The organism is Streptomyces sp. PTL18 (genome assembly GCF_059510295.1).
In genome coordinates, this window is sequence record NZ_JCAJZO010000005.1 from 206,198 (window position 1) to 230,118 (window position 23,921).

General features: G+C 71.3%; 26 protein-coding genes. 17 read left to right on the top strand and 9 right to left on the bottom strand.

Annotation, left to right across the window (positions count from 1 at the left end):
- Positions 1–34: 34 nt before the first annotated feature.
- Genes AC5WS8_RS12075 through AC5WS8_RS12085 form a run of 3 tightly spaced genes read right to left on the bottom strand, consistent with a single transcriptional unit; the run spans position 35 to position 3,608 of the window.
- Positions 35–826, bottom strand: coding sequence for a 3-oxoacyl-ACP reductase (locus AC5WS8_RS12075; protein ID WP_496103326.1), 792 nt, complete (start codon positions 824–826; stop codon positions 35–37).
- Positions 823–2,226, bottom strand: a complete 1,404-nt coding sequence (locus AC5WS8_RS12080) for an aldehyde dehydrogenase family protein (protein ID WP_496103327.1) — start codon at positions 2,224–2,226, stop codon at positions 823–825. Before AC5WS8_RS12080 ends, AC5WS8_RS12075 begins: the two co-directional genes overlap by 4 nt.
- An 11-nt stretch (positions 2,227–2,237) precedes the next feature.
- A complete protein-coding gene (locus AC5WS8_RS12085; RefSeq protein WP_496103328.1) occupies positions 2,238–3,608 on the bottom strand; it encodes a glutamine synthetase family protein in 1,371 nt (456 codons plus the stop codon).
- Between the two features lie 76 nt (positions 3,609–3,684).
- On the opposite strand from AC5WS8_RS12085, the gene AC5WS8_RS12090 reads away from it, so the two are divergent.
- Positions 3,685–4,431 carry a FadR/GntR family transcriptional regulator gene (locus AC5WS8_RS12090; protein ID WP_496103329.1) on the top strand — a complete coding sequence of 249 codons (747 nt, stop codon included), beginning with the start codon at positions 3,685–3,687 and terminating at the stop codon, positions 4,429–4,431.
- Between the two features lie 59 nt (positions 4,432–4,490).
- Positions 4,491–5,174, top strand: a complete 684-nt coding sequence (locus AC5WS8_RS12095) for a gamma-glutamyl-gamma-aminobutyrate hydrolase family protein (protein ID WP_496103330.1) — start codon at positions 4,491–4,493, stop codon at positions 5,172–5,174.
- Between the two features lie 96 nt (positions 5,175–5,270).
- Here the strand turns inward: AC5WS8_RS12095 and AC5WS8_RS12100 are convergent, their stop codons facing one another.
- The gene (locus tag AC5WS8_RS12100; protein ID WP_496103331.1) at positions 5,271–6,194 is read right to left on the bottom strand and encodes a LysR family transcriptional regulator; all 924 of its coding nucleotides are present in this window, start codon (positions 6,192–6,194) and stop codon (positions 5,271–5,273) included.
- A 70-nt stretch (positions 6,195–6,264) separates the two neighbouring features.
- Here AC5WS8_RS12100 and AC5WS8_RS12105 point away from each other — a divergent pair, with 70 nt between their 5' ends.
- Positions 6,265–7,425 carry a TDT family transporter gene (locus AC5WS8_RS12105; RefSeq protein ID WP_496103332.1) on the top strand — a complete coding sequence of 387 codons (1,161 nt, stop codon included), beginning with the start codon at positions 6,265–6,267 and terminating at the stop codon, positions 7,423–7,425.
- Here the strand turns inward: AC5WS8_RS12105 and AC5WS8_RS12110 are convergent.
- The 4 genes from AC5WS8_RS12110 to AC5WS8_RS12125 all read right to left on the bottom strand — a co-directional run bounded on the left by AC5WS8_RS12110 (position 7,352) and on the right by AC5WS8_RS12125 (position 12,980).
- The gene (locus tag AC5WS8_RS12110) at positions 7,352–8,074 is read right to left on the bottom strand and encodes a helical backbone metal receptor (RefSeq protein WP_496103333.1); all 723 of its coding nucleotides are present in this window, start codon (positions 8,072–8,074) and stop codon (positions 7,352–7,354) included. The genes AC5WS8_RS12105 and AC5WS8_RS12110 overlap by 74 nt on opposite strands.
- Before the next feature lie 197 nt (positions 8,075–8,271).
- On the bottom strand, positions 8,272–8,850 hold the full coding sequence (locus tag AC5WS8_RS12115; RefSeq protein ID WP_496103334.1) for a helix-turn-helix domain-containing protein: 579 nt from the start codon (positions 8,848–8,850) through the stop codon (positions 8,272–8,274).
- Positions 8,851–9,283: 433 nt separating this feature from the next.
- The gene (locus AC5WS8_RS12120) at positions 9,284–11,899 is read right to left on the bottom strand and encodes an ABC transporter permease/substrate binding protein (RefSeq protein ID WP_496103335.1); all 2,616 of its coding nucleotides are present in this window, start codon (positions 11,897–11,899) and stop codon (positions 9,284–9,286) included.
- Positions 11,892–12,980: a quaternary amine ABC transporter ATP-binding protein gene (locus AC5WS8_RS12125; protein WP_496103336.1), complete on the bottom strand. Its 1,089-nt coding sequence runs from the start codon at positions 12,978–12,980 to the stop codon at positions 11,892–11,894. The genes AC5WS8_RS12120 and AC5WS8_RS12125 overlap by 8 nt, the downstream gene beginning before the upstream one ends.
- Positions 12,981–13,245: 265 nt before the next feature.
- Here AC5WS8_RS12125 and AC5WS8_RS12130 point away from each other — a divergent pair, with 265 nt between their 5' ends.
- The 10 genes from AC5WS8_RS12130 to AC5WS8_RS12175 all read left to right on the top strand — a co-directional run bounded on the left by AC5WS8_RS12130 (position 13,246) and on the right by AC5WS8_RS12175 (position 21,151).
- Positions 13,246–14,673 (top strand): recombinase family protein, encoded by a 1,428-nt coding sequence (locus AC5WS8_RS12130; protein ID WP_496103337.1) that lies wholly within the window; start codon positions 13,246–13,248, stop codon positions 14,671–14,673.
- 802 nt (positions 14,674–15,475) lie between these two features.
- Complete coding sequence (locus AC5WS8_RS12135) at positions 15,476–16,456, top strand: hypothetical protein (protein ID WP_496103338.1); 981 nt, start codon at positions 15,476–15,478, stop codon at positions 16,454–16,456.
- Between the two features lie 370 nt (positions 16,457–16,826).
- Complete coding sequence (locus tag AC5WS8_RS12140; RefSeq protein WP_496103339.1) at positions 16,827–17,609, top strand: hypothetical protein; 783 nt, start codon at positions 16,827–16,829, stop codon at positions 17,607–17,609.
- Positions 17,606–17,812, top strand: a complete 207-nt coding sequence (locus tag AC5WS8_RS12145; RefSeq protein WP_496103340.1) for a hypothetical protein — start codon at positions 17,606–17,608, stop codon at positions 17,810–17,812. Before AC5WS8_RS12140 ends, AC5WS8_RS12145 begins: the two co-directional genes overlap by 4 nt.
- Before the next feature lie 90 nt (positions 17,813–17,902).
- Complete coding sequence (locus AC5WS8_RS12150; protein WP_496103341.1) at positions 17,903–18,166, top strand: hypothetical protein; 264 nt, start codon at positions 17,903–17,905, stop codon at positions 18,164–18,166.
- Positions 18,163–18,612, top strand: coding sequence for a hypothetical protein (locus AC5WS8_RS12155; RefSeq protein ID WP_496103342.1), 450 nt, complete (start codon positions 18,163–18,165; stop codon positions 18,610–18,612). The genes AC5WS8_RS12150 and AC5WS8_RS12155 overlap by 4 nt, the downstream gene beginning before the upstream one ends.
- Before the next feature lie 215 nt (positions 18,613–18,827).
- On the top strand, positions 18,828–19,148 hold the full coding sequence (locus tag AC5WS8_RS12160; RefSeq protein WP_496103343.1) for a hypothetical protein: 321 nt from the start codon (positions 18,828–18,830) through the stop codon (positions 19,146–19,148).
- On the top strand, positions 19,145–19,555 hold the full coding sequence (locus tag AC5WS8_RS12165; RefSeq protein WP_496103344.1) for a hypothetical protein: 411 nt from the start codon (positions 19,145–19,147) through the stop codon (positions 19,553–19,555). The genes AC5WS8_RS12160 and AC5WS8_RS12165 overlap by 4 nt, the downstream gene beginning before the upstream one ends.
- Positions 19,556–19,703: 148 nt before the next feature.
- Positions 19,704–20,279 carry an HNH endonuclease gene (locus AC5WS8_RS12170; RefSeq protein WP_496103345.1) on the top strand — a complete coding sequence of 192 codons (576 nt, stop codon included), beginning with the start codon at positions 19,704–19,706 and terminating at the stop codon, positions 20,277–20,279.
- A 41-nt stretch (positions 20,280–20,320) separates the two neighbouring features.
- Positions 20,321–21,151, top strand: coding sequence for a hypothetical protein (locus tag AC5WS8_RS12175; protein ID WP_496103346.1), 831 nt, complete (start codon positions 20,321–20,323; stop codon positions 21,149–21,151).
- Positions 21,152–21,192: 41 nt separating this feature from the next.
- Here the strand turns inward: AC5WS8_RS12175 and AC5WS8_RS12180 are convergent, their stop codons facing one another.
- Positions 21,193–21,441, bottom strand: a complete 249-nt coding sequence (locus tag AC5WS8_RS12180) for a winged helix-turn-helix domain-containing protein (RefSeq protein WP_496103347.1) — start codon at positions 21,439–21,441, stop codon at positions 21,193–21,195.
- 151 nt (positions 21,442–21,592) lie between these two features.
- Between AC5WS8_RS12180 and AC5WS8_RS12185 the strand changes: the two genes are divergently transcribed.
- From AC5WS8_RS12185 to AC5WS8_RS12200, 4 genes are all read left to right on the top strand, one after another.
- On the top strand, positions 21,593–21,823 hold the full coding sequence (locus AC5WS8_RS12185; RefSeq protein ID WP_496103348.1) for a hypothetical protein: 231 nt from the start codon (positions 21,593–21,595) through the stop codon (positions 21,821–21,823).
- 204 nt (positions 21,824–22,027) lie between these two features.
- Positions 22,028–22,609: a hypothetical protein gene (locus AC5WS8_RS12190; protein ID WP_496103349.1), complete on the top strand. Its 582-nt coding sequence runs from the start codon at positions 22,028–22,030 to the stop codon at positions 22,607–22,609.
- The gene (locus tag AC5WS8_RS12195; RefSeq protein WP_496103350.1) at positions 22,606–22,848 is read left to right on the top strand and encodes a DUF4258 domain-containing protein; all 243 of its coding nucleotides are present in this window, start codon (positions 22,606–22,608) and stop codon (positions 22,846–22,848) included. The genes AC5WS8_RS12190 and AC5WS8_RS12195 overlap by 4 nt, the downstream gene beginning before the upstream one ends.
- Before the next feature lie 91 nt (positions 22,849–22,939).
- Positions 22,940–23,869 (top strand): 5'-3' exonuclease, encoded by a 930-nt coding sequence (locus AC5WS8_RS12200; protein ID WP_496103351.1) that lies wholly within the window; start codon positions 22,940–22,942, stop codon positions 23,867–23,869.
- Positions 23,870–23,921 lie beyond the last annotated feature (52 nt).

Below are 23,921 nucleotides of genomic sequence, written 5' to 3' on the forward strand. Positions count from 1 at the left end.
CCGCCGTCAGCCGGACGCACGCGGCGAATGCCTCCTACAGGGGCGTGACGTACGCGCCCGAGATTCCGCCGTCCACCAGGAAGTCGGTGGCGTTGACGAAGGACGAGTCGTCGCTGGCGAGGAACGCGACCGCGGCGGCGATCTCCTCAGCCTCCGCGAACCGGCCGACCGGGATGTGCACCAGACGGCGCGCGGCCCGCTCGGGGTCCTTGGCGAACAGTTCCTGCAGGAGCGGGGTGTTGACCGGCCCGGGGCACAGCGCGTTGACCCGGATGCCCTCCCGCGCGAACTGCACGCCCAGCTCACGGGACATGGCGAGGACGCCGCCCTTGGAGGCCGTGTACGAGATCTGCGAGGTGGCCGCGCCCATCCGCGCCACGAACGACGCCGTGTTGATGATGGAGCCTCTGCCCTGGCGCCGCATGTAGGGGATCGCGGCCCTGCAGCACAGGTAGACAGAGGTCAGGTTGACCTCCTGGACCCGCTTCCACGCCTCCAGGCCGGTCTGGAGGATGGAGTCGTCGTCGGGCGGCGAGATACCGGCGTTGTTGAAGGCGATGTCGACGCTGCCGTAGGTGTCGTGGGCGGCCTCGAACAGCGCCTCCACCTGCTCGGGGTCGGTGACGTCGACCTTCGCGAAGAGCCCGCCGACCTCCTCGGCGGCGGCCTTGCCGCGGGTCTCGTCGATGTCGCCGCAGACGACGTGGGCTCCCTCGGAGGCGAGCCTGCGGGCACTGGCGAGACCGATGCCGCTGCCGGCACCGGTGACGACGGCGGTACGGCCGACCAGGCGGCGGCAGACGGTGTCAGGGGTCTGAGCGGTCACTGTGCGGGGCCCTCCGTGCTGATGAAGACGTTCTTGGTCTCGGTGAAGGCGGTCAGGGCGTCCGGGCCGAGCTCGCGGCCGATCCCCGACTGCTTGAAGCCGCCGAAGGGGGTCCAGTAACGGACGCTGGAGTGGGAGTTGACGGACAGGTTGCCCGCGCGGACGGCCTGGGAGACGCGCAGCGCGCGGCCGACGTCCCGGGTCCAGACGGAGCCGGAGAGCCCGTACGGCGTGTCGTTGGCGAGCCGGATCGCGTCGGCCTCGTCCTCGAAGGGCAGGACGACGGCGACCGGGCCGAAGACCTCCTCGACGGCCACGCGCGCGCGGGGGTCGACACCGGTGAGGACGGTCGGCGGGAACCAGAAGCCGGGGCCCTCGGGGGCCTTGCCGCGGATGCCGGGGGCGCCCGGGTCGACGTACGAACGCACGCGCTCCAGTTGGACCTCGGAGATCAGGGGGCCCATCTGGGTCTTCTCGTCCGCCGGGTCGCCGACGAGGACCGACTCGACGGCGGGGGCGAGGAGGTCGAGGAAGCGGTCGTGGACGGAGCGCTGGACGAGGATGCGGGTGCGGGCGCAGCAGTCCTGGCCGGAGTTGTCGAGGAAGGACATGGGGGCGGCGGCCGCGGCGGCCTCGAGGTCGGCGTCGGCGAAGACGATGTTCGGGCTCTTGCCGCCGAGTTCGAGGGTGACCCGCTTGAGGAGCGCCGACCCTTTCGCCAGCACCTGTTTGCCCACGGCCGTCGACCCGGTGAAGACGATCTTCGCCACGTCCGGGTGCTCGACGAGTGCGTTGCCGGTGACGGGGCCGTGGCCGGGCAGCACCTGGAGCAGTCCCTCCGGCAACCCCGCTTCCAGAGCCAGTTCGGCCAGGCGCAAGGCGGTGAGCGGAGTCGTCTCGGCGGGTTTGAGGAGCACCGCGTTGCCCGCCGCGAGCGCCGGGGCGGTGCCCCATGCGGCGATCGGCATGGGGAAGTTCCAGGGCGCGATGACGCCCACGACACCGAGCGGTTCGAGGATGGTGACGTCCAGACCGCCCGGCACCGGGATCTGGCGCCCGGTCAGGCGCTCCACTCCCCCGGCGGCGTAGTCCAGCAGGTCACGGACATTGCCGGCCTCCCAGCGGGCGTTGCCGACCGTGTGGCCCGCCTCGCGGACCTCCAACCCGGCCAGTTCTTCGACGTGTTCATCGACCGTCAGGGCGAACCGGCGCAGCAGGCGGGCCCGGTCGGCGGGTGACAGCGCGGCCCACCGTGACTGGGCCCGCCCTGCCCGTGCGACGGCGGCGTCCACGTCGGCCGCGGTGGCGGCGGGGACGGTGGCGACGACCTCCTCGGTGGCCGGGTTGAGCACCTGCAGTTCGCGCTGGTTCGACACGAAGCGGGACACGGCGTTCGGCACGAAGGAACCTCTCACATGCGTTCGAAGGAGCGGCGCAACTCCCAGTCGGTCACCGCGGCGTCGTAGGCCGCCAGCTCGACGCGGGCCATGTTGCGGTAGTGCGCGACCACCTCGTCGCCGAAGGCCGCCTTGGCGAGGGCGCTGTTCTCCCAGAGGCCGGCGGCCTCGCGCAGGGTGGTGGGCACGTGCGCGTACGCGGCGGTGTAGGCGTTCCCGGGGCAGGGCTCCGGCAGTTCCAGCTTCTGCTCGATGCCGTGGAGCCCGGCCGCGACCATCCCGGCGACGGCGAGGTACGGGTTCACGTCGCCGCCGGGGAGCCGGTTCTCGAAGCGCGTCGAGCGGCCGTGGCCGACGACCCTGAGGGCGCAGGTGCGGTTGTCGTACCCCCAGGCGACCGCGGTCGGCGCGAACGATCCCGGCTGGAAGCGCTTGTAGGAGTTGATGTTCGGCGCGTACAGCAGCGAGAAGTCGCGCAGGGCGGCCAGCTGCCCGGCGAGGAAGTGCCGCATGGTCTCGGACATCCCGCCGGGGTCGCCGGACGTCCCCGCCATGACGTTGCGGCCGTGCTCGTCGGCGAGCGAGAGATGGATGTGGCAGGAGTTGCCCTCCCGCTCGTTGTACTTCGCCATGAAGGTGATCGACACGCCCTCCTGGGCGGCGATCTCCTTGGCCCCGGTCTTGTAGATGGCGTGCTGGTCGCAGGTGACCAGCGCGTCGTCGTACCGGAAGGCGATCTCGTGCTGGCCGGGGTTGCACTCGCCCTTGGCGGACTCGACGGTCATCCCGGCGCCCGCCATCTCGTTGCGGATGCGGCGCAGCAGGGGTTCGATGCGGCCGGTGCCGAGCACGCTGTAGTCGATGTTGTACTGGTTGGCCGGGGTCAGGCCCCGGTAGTTCGCGTCCCAGGCCTGCTCGTAGGTGTCCTTGAAGACGATGAACTCCAGCTCGGTGCCGACCTGCGCGGTGAGGCCGAGGGCGGAGAGGCGCTCGAGCTGGCGGCGCAGGATCTGGCGGGGCGCGGCGAGCACCGGCGAGCCGTCGCTCCAGGCGAGATCGGCGATGACCAGGGCCGTGCCCTCGTGCCAGGGCACCCGGCGCAGGGTGCTGAGGTCCGGGTGGAGGGCGAAGTCGCCGTAGCCGCGGTCCCAGGAGGACATGTCGTAGCCGTCGACCGTGTTCATCTCGGTGTCGACGGCGAGGAGGTAGTTGCAGCCTTCGGTGCCGTGCTCCAGGACCTCGTCGAGGAAGAAGCGCGCGGCGAACCGCTTGCCCTGGAGGCGCCCTTGCATGTCGGGGAAGGCCAGGACGACGGTGTCGATCTCGCCGCCCGCGACGAGGGCGTGCAGCTCCTCGACGCCGAGCGGGGATGTGCGGTCTGCCACAGGAGGTCTCCTTCGGATCCGCCGGGAGTCATAAGGTATTTCCGAGAACCTTTGCTTGGGAAGGGGGCACGGCCAGATGTCGCAGGCGGAATCCGACGGCGTCGCGGGCGGCGTCCGGGACCGGTTGACGCCGGTGCTGCGGCCGGTGCGGGCGGGCAACGGCTTCGAGGAGGCACTGGAGCAGATCCTCCAGGTCGTCCGCCTCGGACTCGTGCCGGGCGGCGGGCGGCTGCCCGCCGAGCGGGAGCTGGCGGAGCGGCTGGGCATCAGCCGGGTGACGCTGCGCGAGGTGCTGAAGGTGCTCCACGACCAGGGCCTGGTGGAGTCGCGGCGCGGGCGTTACGGCGGCACGTTCGTCCTGCCCCGCGTCGACGCGGGCGGCGAGGACGAGCTGCGCCGGCGCACCGAGAAGATCGACATCGAGGACGTGCTGCGGTTCCGGGAGGTGCTGGAGGTGGGGGCGGCGGGCCTGTGCGCGACCCACGGCCTCACGGACGGGCAGGCGGCACGGCTGCGGGAGGCCCTGGTCCGCACCCAGGAGGCGCCGCTCGCGGAGTACCGGCGCCTGGACACGCTGCTGCACCTCACCCTGGTGGAGCTCGGCGGGTCACCGTCGCTGACGGCGCAGTACGCGGCCGTCCGGGCGACGGTGAACGACCTGCTGGACTGCATCCCGCTGCTGGTACGCAACCTGGAGCACTCGCAGCGGCAGCACGAGGCGCTGGTGGAGGCGGTGCTGGACGGGGACGCGGACGGCGCACGGGAGATGATGCGTGAACACTGCTCGGGGACGGCGGCACTGCTGCGGGGATTCCTCACCTGAGTGCCGCGCCGTCCTTGCAAAGGTATGACTGTGCACCATTCCAGCTCTGGGAGGCCCGTATGACCGGACGGCCGCTGATCGGCGTGAGCACGTATTCGGAGGCCGGGACACGGTGGGGCGTCTGGGAGCTGCACGCGGCGCTGCTGCCGGTGGGCTATCCGCGGCTGGTGCAGCGGGCCGGCGGGCTCGCGGCGATGCTCCCGCCGGACGATCCGGCGCAGGCGGCGGCGACCGTGGCCCGGCTGGACGGCGTGGTGATCGCGGGCGGCCCGGACGTGGACCCGGCCCGCTACGGCGCGGAGCGCTCCCCGCGCACCGGGCCGCCCGCGCCCGAACGGGACGCCTGGGAGCTGGCGCTGATCGGGGCGGCGCTGGCCTCCGGCACGCCACTGCTCGGCATCTGCCGGGGGATGCAGCTGCTGAACGTCGCCCTGGGCGGCACGCTCGTGCAGCACCTCGAGGGGCACGTGGGCGAGGTCGGCGTGTTCGGCGGGCACACGGTCAAGCCGGTGCCGGGCACCCGTTACGCGGAGGTGGCGCCGGAGTCGGTGTCGGTCCCGACGTACCACCACCAGGCCGTGGACCGCCTCGGGGACGGACTGGTGATCTCGGCGTACGCGGAGGACGGCACCCCGGAGGCGATCGAACTGCCGGGCGCGGCCTGGGCGGTGGGGGTGCAGTGGCACCCGGAGATGGGCGAGGACGTACGCGTCATGCGGGCGCTCGTCGAAGCCGCTTCCTGAGCCGCAGCAACGCGGCCTCGGTCACCGTCGCGCACGGCTGCCCGCGCCCCGGGCCCGACCACGCCGCGCCTTCCCACGCACCCAGCGCGACACCCGCTACCCACGGGTCAGCCCCAGCAGGTCCCGTGCCGGACCCGCCGGCCGGTGGCCCGTGCGCCAGACCGCTCGCAGTGCGCGGTCCAGGCGTACGCCCTCGACCGGGACGCTCACCAGGCGGCGGGCCGAGAGTTCCTCGCCCACGGCGAGTTCGCTCAGGACCGCGGGGCCCGCGCCGCTCACCGCGGAGGCCTTGACCGCGGTGGTGGAGGACAGTTCGAGCAGGGGGCGGGCCAGACCACCCAGGGCCGCGTCCAGCACCTGGCGGGTGCCCGATCCCTCCTCCCGGAGGATCAGCGGGGTCGAGGCCAGCTCCCCGGGCGTGACCGGTCCCCGACGGCGCGCCCACGGGTGGCCCGGGGACGTCACCACGATCAGCCGGTCACGGGCGACGACGGTCGCGTCCAGGCCCGGGGGCACGGACACCCCCTCCACGAAGCCCAGGTCGGCCTCGTCCGCGAGCAGGCGCTCCGCGACCGCCGCCGAGTTCCCGGCGAGCAGCGACACCGCGGTGTCCGGTCGCTGCGCGCGCAGCGCGATCAGCCAGCCGGGCAGCAGGTACTCGGCGATGGTCATGCTCGCCGCCACCCGCAGCCGTGAGTCCCGTCGGCCCCGCAGCGCCTGCGCCCCCGCGTCGAACGCCTCGGCGGCCTCCACGATCCGCCGCGCCCAGTCGGTGACCAGCGCGCCCGCGTCGGTCAGCCGGGAGCCCCTGGGCGAACGGTCCACCAGTGCCACCCCGAGCTGCCGCTCCATCGACCGGATCCGGCTGCTGGCCGCCGGCTGGGTGATCCCCACCTCCCGCGCGGCCCGCCCCAGGCTGCCCAGCCGGGCCACGGCGAGCAGCAGCTCCAGCGCGCCCAGCTCGGGCACCCGGTGCGCCAGGCCGCCCGCCGCAGGCCCGTCCTCATCACCTTCCGTCATAAAGACAGCTTATGCCCCCATAGAGACGGGGTTCCTGGTGCGGGTGCCGGTGCCGCGGGACCGTGGCTCCATGGTCACCTCAGCCCAGCCCCTCGCCCTGCCGGCCCGCCCCGGGCGCGCCGCCGCTGTCCGGCACCTCGGCCCCAACTGGTACGCCTCCGTGATGGGCACCGCGATCGTGGCGACCGCCGGCGCCCAACTGCCCGGCGCCGCGCACATGCCGGGGCTGCGGACCGTCTGCGCGGCCGTGTGGGCGCTGTCCGTCCTGATGCTGGTCGTCCTGCTGGGCGCCCGGGCCCTGCACTGGCTCCACCACGGCGACCGCGCCCGCGCCGATCTCCTCGAGCCCGCCATGGCCCCCTTCTACGGCTGCCTCGCCATGGCCCTGCTCGCCGTCGGCGGCGGCACCCTGGCCGTCGGCCGGGACTGGATCGGGGTACATCCCGCGCTCGCCGTGGACGCCGTCCTGTTCACCGCGGGGACCGTCGTCGGTCTCGTCGCCGCCGTCGCGGTGCCGTATCTGATGGTCGCCCGGCACCGCATCGAGCCGGGCCAGGCCACCCCCGTCTGGCTGTTGCCCCTGGTCGCCCCCATGGTCTCGGCCGCCCAGGGCCCGCTGCTGGTACCGCATCTGCCCGCCGGCCAGCCGCGCGAGACCCTGCTGTTCGCCTGCCTCGCGCTGTTCGGTCTGAGCCTGCTGGCGACGCTGGTGACGCTCCCGCTGATCCTGGCCCGGCTCCTCCTCGCGGGCCCGCTGCCGCTCCCCCTGACGCCGACCCTCTTCCTGGTACTCGGCCCGCTCGGCCAGTCCACCACCGCCGTCGGCGCCTGCGCCGGTGCGGCCGAGGGTGTCGTACCGGGCCCGTACACGGGGGGTTTCGACCTCCTCGCGGTGCTGTACGGCGTTCCGGTCATGGGCTTCGCCCTGCTGTGGCTGTGTCTTGCCGCCGCGCTGGTGGTACGGGCCCGGCGGCGCGGGATGGGCTTCGCGATGACCTGGTGGGCGTTCACGTTCCCGGTCGGCACGTGTGTCACCGGGGCGGAGGCGCTGGGCCGGCGCACCGGGCTCGCCGCCTTCGACGGGCTCGCGATCGGCCTGTACGCGCTGCTCGTCACCGCGTGGGCCGTCGCCGCCGTCCGTACCGGCCGGGGTGTGGTCAGTGGCGAGTTGCTCGCAGCGCCTCGGCGAGAACCCGCGGCGCCTCGGCCAACGACGGCCCGTACCAGGTGAGGTGACGCCCGCTGACCAGCGCGCACGGCGTCCCGGTGAACGCCTCGGGACCGTCGTCGGCGGTGAAGCGGTACGGCTCGTCGGGCAGCACCACGAGCTCGGGGGCGGCCTTGCGCAGTTCCGCCAGGGCAATCCTCGGATAGCGCTCGACGTGCCTGGCGTACACGTTCTCGACGCCGAGCCGGGCCAGGACCGCCCCGGCGAAGGTGTCCCGGCCCAGCACCATCCAGGGCCTGCGCCACACGGGGACGACAGCGGTGGTCCAGGCCTCGGGCACCGGCAGCCGCGCCCACGCCTGCTCGGCCTCGTCCAGCCAGCGCGGCCGGGCGGGTGCTCCACACGCGGCCACCACCCGCTCCAGCTCCCGGAAGGCCTGCGGCACGCTGCGCACCTCGGTGAGCAGGACGGTCAGACCGGCCTCGCGAAGGGCGGCGAGATCCGGTTCGCGGTTCTCCTCCTCGTTGGCGAGCACCAGATCGGGGGCGAGCCGGACGATCCGGTCGACCTCCGGGTTCTTGGTGCCGCCGATCCGCACGACGTCGAGGTCCGCGGGACGGGTGCACCAGTCGGTGGCGCCGACCAGGACGCCGGGCACGGACGCGGCCACGGCCTCGGTGAGGGACGGCACCAGCGAGACGACCCGGGTCACGGCCGCCGGTCCCGGGTGCCGGGGACGTCAGGCATGTCGGCAAGTATTCCAGCGCGGAACCCGGATGGACGTCCCCTGGAAGGATCGGCCGGGGACCGCCGAACCACCGGACGGAATCGGCCGCGGCCCGGCCTCCGGTGAGCGCGTCGGAGCGGCGCAGGGTCCCGGGGCGGGTGAGGGCCCTGGCGCGGCGCAGATCAGCGGCGGCGGTGCGACGGGTCGTCGAGCGCCTCGATGTGGTCCGCGACCGCGACCACGATCACACGGGTGTCCGGCACGGTCGCCCGCCAGCGGTGCCGCACTCCCCCGCTCAGATACAGCGTGTCCCCCCGCCCGAGCCGGTGCGCCCGGCCCTCCGCCTCCATCTCGACGGCGCCCTCGACCACGTACATCACCTCGTCGTTGCGGTGCTGGAATTCGCGTCCCTCGTCGTGGTCCCCGATGAACTCCATGGCGTGCAGCTGGTGGTGCCCGCGCACCAGCGGGCGCACCCGGGCCTGCCCCGGCGGGACCGCTTCGTCGTCGGCCCGCAGCACGTCCACGCTGCACGCCGGGTCGGCCGCGGCCAGCAGGTCGACAGCGGTGGTGCGCAGGGCGTCCGCGATCCGCTCCAGGGAGGGCCGGCTGGGACGTGCCCGCTCGTTCTCCACCTGGCTGAGGAAGGGCACCGACAGGCCGCTGCGCTCCGCCACGACGGCGAGGGTGAGCTCCAGTGCGCGGCGCCGCCGCCGGACGGCCGCGCCCACCCGAAGGGGCTGCTCTTTGTGGTCGCCCATCGCTCCCGCTCCCTCCCTCGCTCGTCGGTCCCTGCTTCTTCCGAGTTGTCTGCACCCTACGCATATTCGGCAAACCGTTTCATGCGCCCGTCATATCGGTGCCCTATACAAGAGTGGTGGACGACGGGGTTCGCGCCACCGGACGAGCCGTCCCGCCTCCCCGCGCACGCCGCGCTCACCCAGGGGAAACGGCTGGCCAGGGGCTCGGGACGACCCGCGCGAGGTGCCGGAGGCGTCGTGGACCGGCCTGGAAGGAGCGCCGCGCTCGTCACGATCGACGAATTGGGCCGTTGCGGGGTTGTCCGGATTCCTCCCGCAGGCCCCGGAACCGATCTCGTACGCGAGTACGAAGCCGCCCGGCGCGGTGAGGGGCGCCGGGCGGCTCGCGGTCCGGGCAGAGCGCTGCGGGAGGCACCGCCCTGCTGCGGGCGGGTTACCGCGGAGTCATCCGCTGCACGATGTCCGGGTGCTGCTGCACCCAGGCGGCCACGGCGGCCTCCTCATGGCCCTGGCCGCGGTTCTTGATCTCGCTCTCCAGGCTGCCCAGCTCCGCCTCGCTCATCCTGAAGTTCCTGATCCACCGGGTGAGCTGCGGGTACCGGTCGGGGAACGTACGGCTGGAGACGGTACGGATCGTGTTTCCCTCGCCGAACAGCTTCCTGTCGTCCGCGAGCTTGGTGAGCCTGTACTCGCTGTAGGCCCAGTGCGGCGACCACAGGACGACGGCGACCGGCTTCTTCTCGGCGTAGGCGCGCTTGAGCTCGGCGAGCATCGCGGGCGTGGAGCCGTCGACGACCCGGTACTCCTTGTCCAGGCCGTAGCCGGGCAGCACCTTGGTCTTGAGCAGGTTCATCTCGCCGGTGCCGGGCTCGATACCGATGATCTTCCCGCCGAAGGTGCTCGCCTTGCCCTTGAGGTCCTCGAGGGACTTCACGTCCTTCACGTACGAGGGCACGGCGATCTCCAGCGAGGTCGGCCGGTACCAGGTTCCCAGGTCCGTGACCCTGTCCTTGGTCCTGTCCCAGTAGTTCTTCTGCGCGTAGGGCAGCCAGGCGTCGAAGTTGAGGTCGAGGTCGCCGCTCGCCAGACCCGTGTACACGGGGCCGACGTCCATCTGCTTGAGGTCGAGTTTGTAGCCACGCCGCTGAAGGACGTTCTTCCACAGGTAGGTGACGGCCACGTCCTCGTCCCAGGGGAACCAGGCGACGTTCAGCGGGCGCTTCGCCTCGGCCGGGGCGGCGGCGGCCGGCTGCTGCACCGGGGCGAGCTGGTCCACGACGCCGGGGTTCTTCTTCAGCCAGGCCCGCACGGCGTCCTGCTGCCTGCCCTTGCCCGCCTTGTTGATCTCGGCTTCGAGGCCGGTGAGCTGCTTCTCGTCCATCCGGAAGTTCTTCAGCCAGGCCCCGGCGACCGGGTTGTCCCGGACGAAGCCCTTGCGGGCGAGTGTGTGCACCGAGTCGCCCTTGCCCCAGGCTCCCCTGGGGTCCTTGAGCTTCTTCAGTCGGTAGTCGTTGTACGCCCAGTGCGGCGACCAGAGCGTGACGACGATCGGCTTCTTCTGCTCGTAGGCGCGCTTGAGCTCGGCGAGCATCGCGGGCGTCGAGCTGTCGACGACCCGGTACTCCCTGTCCAGGCCGTACTTCTTGAGGACCGTGCTCTTGAGCAGGCCCATCTCACCGGCGCTGGACTCGATACCGGTGATCTTCCCGCCGAACGTGGCGGCCTTCCCCTTGAGGTCCTCCAGGGAGTCGATGCCCTTCATGTACGAGGGCACGCTCAGCTCCAGGGACGTCGGGCCGTACCAGGAGCCCAGGTCGTCCAGCCGGGCCCCGTACTTCTTCCAGTACTGCTGGTGCGTGGTGGGCAGCCACGAGTCGGTCTCGAAGTCGATGTCGCCCTGCGCGAGCGAGGTGTAGAGCGGGCCGGCGTCGAACTGTTTGACGTCGACCTGGAAACCGCGCTGCTCCAGGACCTCCTTCCACAGGAACGTGGAGGCGACGCCCTCGTCCCAGGGGATGTAGCCGATGGTGATCTTCTTGCCCTGTCCGACGTTCCGCGCGTCGGCGGCGGTGGCGGCCTTGTCGCCGCCCGCGAAGACGCCCATGCCGCCGGCGACCAGCGCGAGCACGACCACGCCGATCACGGCCACGGCGGGCCGGGGCCGGTAGGACCAGATCTTGAGGCCCTGTGCGGCGCGCAGCCGGGTGGCGGCGCGGCGGCCCAGCGGGGAGACCTGGGTGCCCAGGGCGCTGGTCATGCGGTCCAGGTAGATCGCCAGGATGACGATGGCGACACCGGCCTCGGAGCCCAGACCCACGTTGAGCTGGCCGATGGCCTCGTTCACGTCGCCGCCGAGGCCGCCGGTGCCGACCATGCCGGCGATGGCCGCCATGGACAGGCCCAACATGATCACCTGGTTGACGCCCGCCATGACGGTCGGCAGGGCGAGCGGCAGCTGGACGCGCAGCAGCGTGTCGCGCGGGGTGGTGCCGAACGCCTCCGCGGCCTCCACCAGCTCCTTGTCGACCTGCCGGATGCCCAGCTCGGTCATGCGGACACCGGGCGCGAGGGCGAAGATCAGGGTGGCGACGATGCCGGCGGGGGCACCGGTACCGAAGAACAGGATGGCCGGGATGAGGTAGATCATCGCGGGCAGCGTCTGCATGAAGTCGAGCACCGGCCGCACAAGACCGCTGACCCGGCTGGAGCGGGCCGCCCAGATGCCGACGGGCACGGAGACGACGAGCGCGATGAGCGTCGCCACCAGGACGAGCGACAGGGTGACCATCGCGTCGCCCCACAGCTGCAGGGAGTCGATGAAGGCGAAGCCGGCGAAGGCGAGGACACCGGCGGCCGTGCCGCGCAGCCAGAACGCGATCACGGCGAAGATGCCCGCGAGCAGCAGCGGCTCGGGGGCCTGCAGGACGGTGTCGATGCCGTCGAAGGCACCCAGGAAGACGGTCTTGCAGAAGTCGAACAGCCACGCCATGTGGTGCAGCAGCCAGTCGACCACGGAGTTGACCCAGTCACCGAAGGGGACCCTAGGCACGGGCGATCACCTTCCCGCCGTGGGAGTCGCGCCTGTTGTCGCAGGGTGCGGGGTCGGCGGCCTCGTTGCCGAGGAAAGCCACCAGCCGCGCCCGCGGCACGACACCGATGAGCCGGTTCGCCTCGTCGACCACCGCCACGGGGTGGGAGAGCCGGGCGCTGATCGCGCACAGCTCGGCGAACGGTGTGTCGGGGGTCGCGGTCTCGCAGCCGCAGCCCGGGTCGTCCCCGGTGACCGAGGTGTCCATGACGACGCCGGCGGTGAGCACCCGGGAGCGGTCGACGTCCCGGGTGAAGGAGGCGACGTAGTCGTCGGCGGGACGGACCAGGATGTCCTCGGCGGTGCCGATCTGCACGATGCGGCCGTCCCGCATCACGGCGATGCGGTCGCCGAGGCGCATGGCCTCGTTGAGGTCGTGGGTGATGAAGACGATGGTCTTCTTCAGGGTCTGCTGCAACTGCACGAGCTGGTCCTGCATGTCGCGGCGGATCAGCGGGTCGAGGGCGCTGAACGACTCGTCCATCAGCAGCAGGTCGGCGTCCGTGGCGAGCGCCCGGGCGAGCCCCACCCGCTGCTGCATACCGCCGGACAGCTCGTCGGGCCAGGACTTCTCCCACCCGGCCAGGCCGCACAGGGCGAGCGCCTCGTCGGCGCGCTTCAGGCGCTCGGCGCGGGGCACGCCCTGCACTTCCAGGCCGTAGGCGGCGTTCTCGCGGACGCTGCGGTGCGGGAAGAGCGCGAAGTGCTGGAACACCATGCTGATCTTCCGCGAACGGACCTCGCGCAGTGCCCGGGGGCCGAGCGCCGTGAGGTCCTGGCCGTCGAAGCGGACGTGTCCGGCGGTCGGCTCCAGCAGGCCGTTGAGCATGCGCAGCAGTGTGGACTTGCCGGATCCGGACAGGCCCATGACGACGAAGATCTGACCCGGCTCCACCGTGAAGGAGGCGTCGATGACGGCGGCGGTGGCCCCGTCGGCGCGTAGTTCCTCACGGCCGGCCCCCTGCCGGAGCCGTTCCACCGCCCGATCCGGTCGTCTGCCGAACACCTTGTACAGGTGCTCGGCCTCAAGCCTGGAAGACACAGGTACCTCTCGTCTCGAAGCCTCCGAGCCGCTGCAAACGTTGAAAATGCAACCGGCGTCGTTTCGCGGCGCCCCTGCCCCCGATCACCGAGACCAAACGCAGGGGTGGCTCACTTCACAGGGCGGTTGCTGCTGCCACGCTGTCCACGGCATGACCGGGGAAAGGGCGCTGTCGGCGCCGTACGGCATGATGCGGAACGTGACGCAGAGAACTCGACGGCTCATGCTCCTCGACACCGCCTCGCCGCGTCTTACCATTCCCCGCATGACAACCGAACACGAGCCGAGACGGGTCATCGGGTACGCCCGGATCAGCAAGGCGACCGACGAGAGCACATCGATTGAACGCCAGCGCGAGGTCATCCGCGCCACCTGCCAGGCGCGAGGCTGGGCGCTGGCCGACATTGTCGAGGACGTCGACGTGTCCGCGACGAAGACCCGACTCGACCGGCCCGGCCTATCCCGCGTCCGCGACACCGTCGCCGCCGGTCGCGCCGACACGGTCATGGTGTGGCGTATCGACCGCGTGGCCCGCTCGGTGTCCGACCTGGCATCACTCACTGAGGAATGGGCGAAGGCCGGTGTGTCGCTCGTCTCCGCCACGGAACCGTTCGACATGACGACGTCGGCCGGTCGCATGCTGTTGCAGCTCCTCGGCGTCTTCGCCGAGTTCGAAGCCGCCACGATCCGCGACCGCGTCACTGCCGCGCGAGCCGCACTCGTGAAGGCGCAGCGGTGGCCCGGCGGAGCAGCGCCGTACGGATACCGGATCGTCGACAACCCGGACGGCGCTGGTAAAGCGCTGGAGGTCGACCCCGTCGAGGCCGCGTACGTCCGGAAGGCCGCCGATCTGGTGCTGGACGGGAAGTCCGTCTACTACGCCACCAACGTGCTCAACGAAGCCGGCTCGGTACCGCGTAAGGCGAAGGCCTGGTCGATGACGTCGCTCCGTATCGTGCTCACCCAAGCCGCGACCCTCGGCCACATGACCCACAAGGGCAAGGTCGTCACGGACGACGACGGCCAGCCGGTCCAGGTGTGGGAGCCAATACTCCCCGAAGAGGACGTGCTGCGGCTCCGCGCACTGCTCGCGCCGACGAAGACACCCGGCGGCGAACGCAAGCGGCGTGCCCGGCTGCTGTCGGGGCTGCTGCGGTGCTCGTCGTGCGGCGGCTCCATGCGGGTCAACAAGACCGGCGGGAACAACCCGGTGACCCGGTACGCCTGCCACGGCCGCTCGGACGGCACCGGCTGCACCCGGGCGACGTCCATCGTCGCCGAGCGAATCGATGAGCACGTAGAGCGCACGTTCCTGGAGAAGGTCGGGAAGTTCGAGGTCGTCGAGGCCCGCGAAACGGTCCGTGAGGTCGCCGAGCTCGCCGCGACCGAAGCGGCGATCAAGTCGACCACGGCGGAACTCGCGGACGTGGACGACGACGAGCGCGAAGCCGAGCTCATGTCGGACCTCCGTAAGCTCAAGGCCAAGCGCCGCGAGTTGCTGGCCATGCCCGACGAGCCCGAGGTCGAGTACGTGAGCCTCGGCATGACCTTCGCGGAGGCGTGGGAAGCGCGCGACACCGACGGACGGCGCGACCTGCTGTCGTCGGCGCTTCAGCACATCGTCGTTAAGCCGGGCGTGCGCGGGCGGCGGGGTATCGATCCCGATCGGGTCGACATCCACTGGCACGGCTGACGCGCCACTGACGGCCGTACGGGCGTCGTCTCGGGTATCCCCCGGGGTGACGCCCGTCCGTCGTACTGGGGGCGTCCTGGGGCGGTGCTGGGGGTGACACCGGGCGACGTGCGCGGGCGGTGCGCCGGATGGGGCGGGCGCTGCCCTGGGTGTGTCTTCTTTTCCGTCGAAGGTGCGGAACTAACGTCACTCCGTATTGCGGCTTATAAGAAGAAGAAGTCATGAGGGGTAATAGTGAGTGACGCAAGTAGCACAACTTCGACGCAGAAGAAGACACGTCCCAGGTGTCGCTCGACGGCCCGCCCCTCCGCCGCGCCCGGCCCGCGCCCCGGCGAGCCCCGCCCCGCTCTCGTGAGTGACCAGCACCACAGAAAAACCGTCCCACTATGCGGACGAAAGTGAACTTTCCTCGAATCTGGCCCACTTACTTACTGAGCGGCCCGCAGCCGCTCGCTCCCATGTGGGCTCGGACTCGTCCGGCTGACCATGGGGGTACTCCTGAGGGACGGCTCCCGTCCGCGTACGCGTACGCCTCACCTGGGTACCGAGGTGGGTGCGTGGGCGGGGGCTCCTCCTCAGCATCGACTTCCGTCGGCTCCGCGTCGACGGGTTGCGCTCCCGGCATACCGTCGCCGGGAACCGCGCGGGACGTTGCGCGCCGCGCCATAAGGGCCCTGGGCTGACGTCGACCGTCGACCCGGGGCCCTTCGCGCTGGATCAGGCATCCACTCCAGCGAACACACGCCCCCGCGCTGGCCCACTTCACATGCGAACCCACCACCACGCACCCCAGGAGGTACCCGTGGCCGATGCGCCGCGACCACCAGCCGAGGCGGCCCAAGCGGTCGCCACCCTCGCCGCACTCGCTGACGGCCGACACCGCAACCACCGCGAGCGCGGACGACGCCCCGTCCTGCTGAAGCTCGACGTCGGGCTGTCCATCGAGCTACCCGGCCCAACCGTCCTCGCCGAGATCGTGTTCCCGGTGCTCAACGCCGGGCGGGACCTCCACAACGATCACGGCTCGCTCGTCGACCTCGTCGGCCCCGAGCCGGCTGCCGTCGGCCTGGCCGAACACGCCGACGCCGTCCGCGCGTTCGTCGCCGCGCTGCCCGAGGACGCCGCCGCCGGACGGCCGTACAAAGACCTGCGGCTGTTCGTCACCCAGGCCGAGCCGGACAACGTGTCGGCGTACTTCGCAGACGTCGCCCGCGCGGTGCGCCGCGTAGCCCCGCCCGCCCCGGTGCCCGAACGCGCCCCGCGTGAACGGCTGTCGGCGGAGCAACGAGCCGCCAACTACCGCGAGTCGCAACGGCAGTACGCCGCCAAGTCCCGCGACGAAGCCCGCGACACGGAACACGTCGACCAAGAGGCGGCCGCTACGTTCCTGTTCCTGTACCAGGAGCGCACCGGTCCCGGCGTCGTCGTCGCTCCGAAGGACTTGCGGAAGCACTACGTCGACGCTGTGTCCAGCTCGGACAGAGTCAACGAAGTTGGCCGAAACAAGTTCTTCCAGGTCGCCGACGCCGTTGTCGGCCCGCGCACCCGCCGTCGTATCGACGGCCGACCACAGCCCGCATACGTCACCCAGGAGGTGCCGCCCATGACGCGCCAGGAGCGCAAGGACCTTGCCCGGCTCGTGGTCGCCCAGATCGCCGAGAAGTGGGAGACCGAAGCCCGCGCCGGACTCTCCGACCTGCTCGCCGACCTCGCTTCGCCGTCGACCGTGGCCGCTACCGGCGACCTCCCCGAGAACGTCGTCCCGCTACGGAGGGTCGTGTGAACCAAGTTCGCAGATGCCGAGGGTGCTGCAAACGAAAGCCACTGTCGGAGTTCAAGCCTGTCGGGTCCCTCTGGTGCTTCGACTGTCGACCGAGTTACCTCCGTGCCAGAGCCGACGGCCGCTGCGTCGCCATTTCCACATGCGCGCTAGCGCCGATGCCCGGCAAGCTCCGATGCGCCGAACACGCTGCCGAATACTGCGAGCGCAAGGCGGTGTGACCATGCCGACCGCGCCCCACCACCCGCGTAACGCCCCCTGCTTCCCCCTCAGCGCCCCGGACCAGTCCACGCGACCGGTTGCCGGGGCGTTGTCGTACCCGCCCGCCAGTGGCCCGCTGAACGCCGCTGGTGAACGTCCCAAAGGAGCCCACATGCACACCCCGAAGATCCCCGTGCCCGACTTCGTGCTGTCCGACCCGGACTGCCCGCGCGAGGTCATCGCCGCGCTCGACGCCCTGGCCGAAGCCAACGATGCCGCCGACGCTGCCGAAGATGCCGTGTTCGACGCCGAAGCCGAGATGCACAAGGCCGCCTCCGACATCAAGGCCGCCGTCCGCGCAGGCAAGTCGCCGAAAGTCCCGGACGCCCGCGTGCTGGACGCCAAGCTCACCGTAGCGAAGGAGGACCACGCAACGGCCGTCGCTACCGCCCGCCGGGCCGCCGTCGAGGTCGACCGGATGTTCGTCGAGCACCGCCCGGCGCTCCGCGCGCTCATCGCCAAGCGGCTGCCGGAGGTGAACGCCCGAGCCGTCGACGCACTGGAAGCCGCCCGCGCGGCCGACGCCGAACAGCGCGCCCTGCGGGATGCCATGTTCGAAATGGACTATGCCGCCGCCGAGTCGTTCCCGCCCCGCGTGCGCAGCACCGCCCGGAATGTCGTCACCGGCGCGTACCAGAACGCCAAGGCCCGCGACTACGCATACCGGCAGGCCGACAGCACGCCGATCGCGTCGCACTGGTCGACCGTGGCCGCGCACGTGGGCCGGTTCCCCGTCGACGCATACGCCGTCGACCCCATGGGCAGCGACGCCGACCTGACGGAACGGCTCGTGGAGATCGGGCGGGAAGCCGCCGTGATCAATCGCGAGAAGCGCGGGGCGATCGTGACCGTCAAGCGCGTGAGCGACAGCGCGCAGTACTGGGGCGGTCAGTGAGCGATCACGTTCGTTACCTCCGCCTGGCCCATGAGGCCGCAGTGACCCGCCTGGATCGCTACGAGGCGGTGCTGGCTGTCCACCCGGCGCTGCTCGCCAGCCCCAGCCAGGCCGCCGGGCTACTCCGTGAGCTGGACCGTTTGCGCGAGGCCGTCGACAGGACCAAGGCGGCGCTCGACGAGGCCGAAGCCAACACCGACTGACTTATCCACCGAGCCGGCTCGGAGCTGAAGGGACCAACACCCCGATGCTCCGGGCCGGTTCGGCGTTTACACGCCCCCCAAGAGGAACCGATGCCTAAGCCTGAAGACCCACGATTCGCCGCGTTCCTGGAAGACGTCCGCCGTGCCGCTGTCGGCGTCGTCCGCCACATCGAGCAGCCGAAGCATGCGGCGGTCGTCGCGATTGTCGCCGATCTCGTACCCGTGCCGTTTGGCGTTCCACCGCACCGTGCTGCTCGCCGCCGCACCGAGGTGGTGCACGAGGTCGTGAGCCGCGCTACCGCGCCGATGGCTGCGCTGACCCTCGGCGGCTACGACCCGGAGGCCGACGCGTGACCGACAGCTGGACCAATCGGCTGGAAGCCGACCTCCACGCGCAGCAGGCCCGCCGCAGGCCGACGCCGTCCACCACTCCGTCGCTCCAAGCCAAGCGCGCGGGTGGGTACTCCACAACCACCCCGGGCCTGTCGGCCAACCCCCCTGGGGAGGTTGAAGCACCCCACGTAGTCAAGGCCAAGCTCACCCGGGCACAACGGCGACGGCTGCGAAACGCCCCGGAGTACCGCTGGCGGGAGCGGTGCTACTGGACCCTGGTTGAAGCCGCGCACAGCATCGGCGGGGTGCACGACGAAGCAACGGCCGATGTCATACGTGAGCCCGCGCTACAGCTGCTCCGGCAGCGCGTGCCCGACGATATGGACCGCGCCGAGGCGCTGGCGATCGCTGAAGCAGTCGTCGCCGATCGGCTCGCTCGGTGGGTCCGACGACACCAGCAGACCTAGCCACCGCCCGCCCCGCCCGCCGCCGTCCGCGTGTGTGCGTGTGTGTGATCACTCATGCATGTGATGGCTCATCACTTCATCACCCATGTGACCGCTGCTCGCAAGGGGTGGGGGCCCCTCTCCCCCTCCCCTCCCCCGGGCACTGAATCGGCATAGCCCCTCCGGCTGCGTACGGGCAGCTGGGTCACAAGCTCACCACCCTAAGGAGCCCTCACTTGCCCGAGATCCGTTGGCCTGGGCCGCCCTCTCACCGCCAGCTCGTCGACCTCCTGACCGAGCACGGCTACGCCCGCCCGTCCCGTGAGCTCGTCGACTGGGCCGCCAAGGTCGAAGCCGCCGCCCGCGTCGCCCTCGCGGACGAAGACCTCGTCACCCAGCGGGGCCGCGAGACGGCATGGATGCGCTCACAGAACGCCGGACGCTGGCTCTGGCCGGACGACTACAGCAGCGCCGGGTACCTCGGCACCGAACTCGGCGAAGCCCGACACGCGATCATCGCCGACCTCATGACCCGGATCGCCAAGGAGAACGCGTGACTTGGGACCCGCGCTCCCATGAGGGCGACATCATCCCGGCGGCGTTCATGCCGCGCATCACGCTGCTCCGCCTGGCGTACGAGGACGGCGGACGGCTTGCCCTCAGCATCGAACTGCACGCCCAGCTGACGCGCCGTGCTGCTGGCCTCGCCCGTTCGCCCCGCGAGGTCACCATGCTGCGCACCTGGGTCGAGCAGCGGCACGCCGAGCTGTTCGCCAAGTTCGCCGAGGACGACGGCTGGCGCGATCAGCGGTTCCGTCCCGAGCCGACGCCCGGCGCGATGGACGTGCAAGCACGCGTGGCTTGGCGTCGTCGCCGCGCGGAAGCAGGCGAGCGCATGGCTGCCCAGCGGGAGGCCCGGCAACGTGCCGCGCTGGAGTGGCTGCGCGCCGAGGATGCGGCGTGAACACCTCCGCGTAGCTGGCCCACTTCAACGACACGGCAGGAGTCATGACCTGCCGCCTCCTCGACGCCTCGGCCGTCGGCTTGGTCCGCCTCCAAGTCGGCGGCCGTCGCGCGTTGAGGGGCATCGCTAGGACACGAGGAGGAACACGATGGGCCGCCGTAAGTGGCCGTACCCCGCGCCGGACGGGCAAGCCTGGTGCCGCGTTGGGCCGCATCTGGCGGATGTGGGGGACATGAGGCGCAGCCGAGGCAAGCCGGGCACAATCTGCCGGTCGCACCACAACACCGACACCCGCGCCTACAAGCGTGTCCGGCGCACCGATCCGGAATACCGCGAACGCGAAACCGAAACCAAACGTGTCACCCGCGCCCGATACGCCGCTGAAGGCCGCTGCCAGATTTGCGGCGAACCTCAATCGCCCGACAGCAACTGGCGCTGCGCCGCTCACCTCGAACGCGACCGCACCCGACTCATGCGCCGTGCGCTACCGCACATCGAGGAGACCGACACCTGGTCTTGCGCGTATTGCTCGGGACCGATCGAGCACGTGGATCACATCCAGCCCCGCGACGACGACGGGACCGACGAGCCACACAACCTGATAGGTGCGTGCGCTGACTGCAACCTGTCGAACTCATCCGCGTCGGTCATCGAGTGGATCGAACGCCGCTTCCCGGGGACGCTTAACGCCGTCGCCGCGTGGCCGGTCCAGGTGATCGCGTGAGACGTGAGAAGCCGACCGGTCCCGTCTCATCGTCCCCGGCCATGACCGAACACCTTGACCGCACCCCGGCGGACATGACCGCCCCCTGGTACGCCCGCGCCGTGTCCGCCGTCGGCCGACCGGCCATCCTGCTGGCCGCACTGGCCATGTCCGCACCCGGCGAGTACCACTTGGCCGTGCTGGCCGGATGGCACGGCTGGGTGGCCGCGCTGATGCCCCTCTGCCTTTCGGTGTACGCCGCCGCTGCTGCGGTCATGGCCGCGACCCGTCCGGCCGATGCGCCCGGCCGCCGGTCAGCGGTCATCGGTGCCGGTGCGGCCCTGGTGCTGGCGCTGGCCGCACAGGTGACCGCGCACCTGATCGCCGCCGGGTTCATGGTGACCGGCCCGTTCCTCGTGGCCGCCGTGTCCGCCGTGCCTCCGGTCGTCGTCGCGCACATGTTGCACCTGGCCGCGTCCCCGCGTCCGGTCACCGTGGCCACTGCTGACCGCGTGGCCGCCCCGGACACAACCCCCGGCACGCCTGACCGGTCGGACACGGTCACGGCCGAGGACGACCAGCAGGACGCACCAGCGGCCACCGAGGGTCAGCCGGCTGAGGACGCACCGGCGGACACCGCCCCGGTCACCGTGACCGCACCGTCGGACAGCGCACCGGTCACCACACCCGCCGCCGTGACCGCACCGGCCGCGACCGCGCACCCGTCGCGTCCGTCCGGCCGTCCGGCCCCGGTCGTCGACCTGGCCGCCGTCCGCGCCGCAGTCGATGACCTGTCCGCGTCCGGTGTCCGGCCGACCGGCCGTGCGTTGGGCGAACGGCTCGGCGTGTCCGAGCGGACCGCCCGGCGTTACCTGGCCGCCGTCGCTGCCTGACCGGTCACGGCCACACCCGTTTACACGCCCCTGGGCGCGACTCACGTAGCCGCGCCTGGGGGCGTTTCTGCGTTCCCGGGGCCGATGACGAATGAGCCCTTGTGCGGCAGCGTTTCGATCAGTCCCCGCTCGCGGAGGTCTTGAAGCGCTCGCCGGATGGTTCGATCGGCTACGCCGTACTCCTCGGCGAGCCGGACGATGCCCGGCAACGCCCCGCCCGGCGGGATACGCCCCGACCTGATGTCCTGCTTGATCGCTCGCGCTACGCGCTCCCACTCGTACTCAGCCACGCATCAAGCGTCGCGCGGCGTACCAAGGGCAGGATCGGCAGACCATGGTGCACCGTGGTCATCCGTGGCGTACCGTGGTGCTTCCACCCCACAAGGTGGCCCGGCGGTGCTGCGAACACCCCGGGCCTGGCCGACTGCGAAGGAGTCGACAATGCGAGAGCGTACAGCCGTCCGATACGAGGGCGGCGCTATTTACGTGTCGGAGGCGGACCCGACCGAAGAGCTGCAGATCCACTACGCGCGGAAGCTGGTCGCCGCGACCGCGCCGCTGCTGGACAAGGGCCAGGACGGGATGAACCAGCGCGAACTCTGGTACACGGCGCTGGAACTCGCCCGGTGCTGCCGCGCCCTGCTCGTCATCGTCGGCGACACCCGGGACTGACCCACCACACCCCGCCCCGCCCCGCCCCGAGCCGGCTCACCCCCGGTTCTCGGCGGAGCTCTTTGCGTTCACGCTCCGTCTCTGCGCCCCTGACCAGGCGAATTGACCTCCCGGCTCCTCCTCCCAGGGCGTCCAGCTCTGTCTGAACATCGACCCGGCTCCACTACTCGGCGGAGTCAACCGATAACAGAACGGAGCGAGGGAATGGCCACCACCACCGATCACGAGCACAGGACGCTGGGCAAGGGCGCAGCCGTGCACGTCGTGTTCCTCCGGTCCGGCTTCACGGCGTGCGGTCGCCGGGGTGAATACGGGGATGCCGTCACGACCGGGGCGACGTGTGGGACGTGTTCCCGGCGTGCGCCAGAGCTGATGGCTCCCCTTGCTCCCGCGCCGAAGCCGAAGGCGAAGACGAAGACGAAGAAGGCGACCACCCCGGCCAAGCCCAAGGCCGCCCGCAAGGCCAAGAAGGCCGCCGCATCGAAGGCCGCCGTGCCGACCAAGATCTTCGCCGCCGCCCCCAACGCCGAGGCCGCCGCAGCCATTCCCGGCGTTCGCTGGGCCGGTCTCGTCCGTGGCCTCGGTTCGCTTACGGCGTCCGTGAATTGCGCCGAGTACGGCCTGGTCGACGCTGCCGACAAGTGGATGGCTCGGTGTGTCACTCATGACGAGCACGACTTCCACCCGACGCACCGTGACGCCTGGACGGCTCGTCGGCGTCCGCAGGACTGGTGCTCGGGCTGCCGTGCTGTCGCCGCTGCGAAGGACGCGGAGGCGGCGAAGTGACGGGCTACCGCTTCACGAAGCACGCCCTGGCGCAGATGGCGAAGCGCGACGTGTCCCCCGAGGAGGTCGGCGAAGCGATCCGGCGGCCGGACGGAACCGAGCCCCACCAGGGGCGCACCCGGTACGTGAAGGGTTCGCTGTGCGTCGTCGTAGCGGCGGACGCCGCGATCGTGACCGTCCTCCTTCGCGGACGCGCGACCACTTGGGATGACCGCGACGTCATCAACCGGGCCTGCTGACCGCAGGACGGCACGAGCAACGCCCCCGGGACGTCCTGGGGGCGTTCGCCGTTTTGGGACGTCCAGCGGGCAGCAGTGCGATCCTGACCGCATGACCACCAGATCTGGAAAGTGCCTTTTGCTAGACACCCCGTCGCTGTACTTCCGCGCCTACTACGGGGTGCCGGAGTCCGTGAAGGCTCCCGACGGCACGCCTGTGAACGCCGTGCGCGGGCTGCTCGACTTCATCGACCGCCTGGTGAAGGACCACCGCCCGGACGACCTGGTGGCCTGCATGGACGCCGACTGGCGCCCGCACTGGCGGGTGGAGCTGATCCCCTCCTACAAGGCGCACCGCGTGGCCGAGGCGCACGAGGGGGAACCGGACGCGGAGCAGGTGCCGGACACGCTCTCCCCGCAGGTGCCGGTGATCGAGGACGTCCTGGACGCACTGGGCATCGCGCGCGTCGGAGTCGCGGGGTACGAGGCGGACGACGTGATCGGCACGTTCACGGCGCGCGCCAAGGGCCCGGTCGACATCGTCACCGGCGACCGCGACCTGTACCAGCTGGTCGACGACGCGCGCGGGGTGCGGGTGCTTTACCCGGTCAAGGGAGTCGGCACGCTGCAGCTCACCGATGAGTCGGTGCTGCGCGAGAAGTACGGCGCGGACGGGCGCGGTTACGCGGACCTGGCGCTGCTGCGGGGCGACCCCAGCGACGGGCTGCCGGGCGTCGCGGGCATCGGCGAGAAGACGGCTGCGAAGCTGCTGGCCGAGTTCGGCGACCTGGCCGGGATCATGGCGGCGGTCGACGACCCGGCGTCGAAGCTCACACCGGCCCAGCGCAGGCGGCTCGCGGAGGCACGCCCGTATCTCGCTGTCGCGCCCTCGGTCGTCCGGGTCGCCGAGGACGTACCGCTGCCGGAGGTCGGCACCGCACTGCCGCGCACACCGCGCGCCCCCGACGCACTGGACGCCCTCGAGGCCCGCTGGGGTCTGGGCGGCTCACTGCGGCGGCTGCTCACCACGCTCGGGGTGTGACGGCCGGCGCAAGGGGAGTGTCAGCTCCGTCTGACGGGAGAGTCGGGAAAGA